The following is a 1,397-nucleotide window of genomic DNA, read 5'->3' as shown; positions in this document are numbered from 1 at the left end:
AAAAAAGTGGGTGGGAAAGACATGCGAAAGAGACCGAAATCAGCCGATGCTGAACGGCGCACCGTACAGAACGGTCTTCGAGTAGTCGTTACCCACGATCTCCACGACCGAGTACGACCGAGCCTGCGCGAATCCACCGCACTTCTGAACCTGCAGCTCCGCATCCTGGTACTGCAGCGCGTACACGCCGTCCTTCTTGATGTCCTTCGCCGCGATCGGCACGTACTTGATCTCACCCGAGTTCAACGGAACCGACAGCCCGAGGCTCGGCGTCAACGAAGACAGATCCGCGGAGAACGACGGGCTCGCCGACAGACCGGTGATGTCCACCTGGCAACCCACGATGTACCCGGTCGACACCCGCGAAACACCATGCGTCGTCGTCCCATTCGTACCGTTGTAGGTACCCGCATTGTTCGTCGTGCTGTTCGCGTCCGGAACCTCGGTGACCTCCTTGATGCCCTTGACATCAGCAGTCACGGTTCCCGACACCCACGCCACACGACCGGCACCATTGGAAGCCAACGACGGCGACGACAGAGCGCTCTCCGCAGTGCGCGTCAACGTCACATTCGGGCCGGCCTTCGAACCATCAGGCAGCGGGATGAAAGTATCCGCGCTCGCCGCACCAGTGGACATCAAACCGAGTGCAACAGCCGCAGCAGCACCCAGGCCTGCAATACGGGCGCCACGGCGCAGGCCGGACTTGCGGTTCTTCATCAATTCATACCCCTCATCAGGCGTGGTTGCTCCGACCTTCGGAGAAGTCCTACCACCTAGCGACGGTCCAAAGTTAGAGCATTCGAGTCCGAAACGTAATATCCAGAAGGGTGCATTTACGAAAGCGTTACCCGACATAAAGTCGCGTTATTTGCACGTAATAGCACCTTATAGACGCCAGAAATCGGGGCGCGAGTATTCTCGCGCCCCGATTCCGGGTAATTCCTACTTATTTATGAAGAAAGCAATCAGCCGATGCTGAAAGGCTGTCCCCACAGGGTGACGTTGCTGCTCACGTTGTCGGTGCTGACCGCAACCTTGACGTAGCTGCGCGCCTGGGCGTAGCCGGCGCAGCCGCTCACGCCGAGGGTCGAGTCGGCCCAGGTGACCGAACCGGTCTTGCCCGTGAACTTGTTGCCGCCGGTGTGCGACTCTCCGCCGTAGGCGTCCTTCTTCTCGAGGTCGAGAATGGTGACGTTCTTGGCCTGGCCCGGGCCGAGAGTGATGGCGCCGCTGCTCTTACCGGCCAACGGACCGGACACCAGGTTGCCGCTGTCTTCATCGATGGTCATCTTGGTGCTGGCACCGCCGTCACCCTTGGCGCCGAAGTCGACCTGGCACGCCAGGATGTAACCGGGGGTGATGGTGGCGCCCTTGGCGCCCGCACCCTGCAGCTC

The 1,397-nt window shown here is 60.6% G+C and carries 2 protein-coding genes; both read right to left on the bottom strand.

Features of this window, described 5'->3' with window-relative positions; all coding sequences use genetic code 11:
* Positions 1–39 precede the first annotated feature (39 nt).
* On the bottom strand, positions 40–723 hold the full coding sequence (locus RJ1_RS44935) for an MspA family porin (protein ID WP_083400666.1): 684 nt from the start codon (positions 721–723) through the stop codon (positions 40–42).
* 245 nt (positions 724–968) lie between these two features.
* A partial coding sequence (locus tag RJ1_RS44930) for an MspA family porin (protein WP_174695094.1) occupies positions 969–1,397 on the bottom strand: 429 nt, incomplete at its 5' end.

Source organism: Rhodococcus jostii NBRC 16295, assembly GCF_001894825.1.
GTDB lineage: Bacteria > Actinomycetota > Actinomycetes > Mycobacteriales > Mycobacteriaceae > Rhodococcus_F > Rhodococcus_F jostii.
This window is presented reverse-complemented; position numbering and strand designations above follow the sequence as displayed.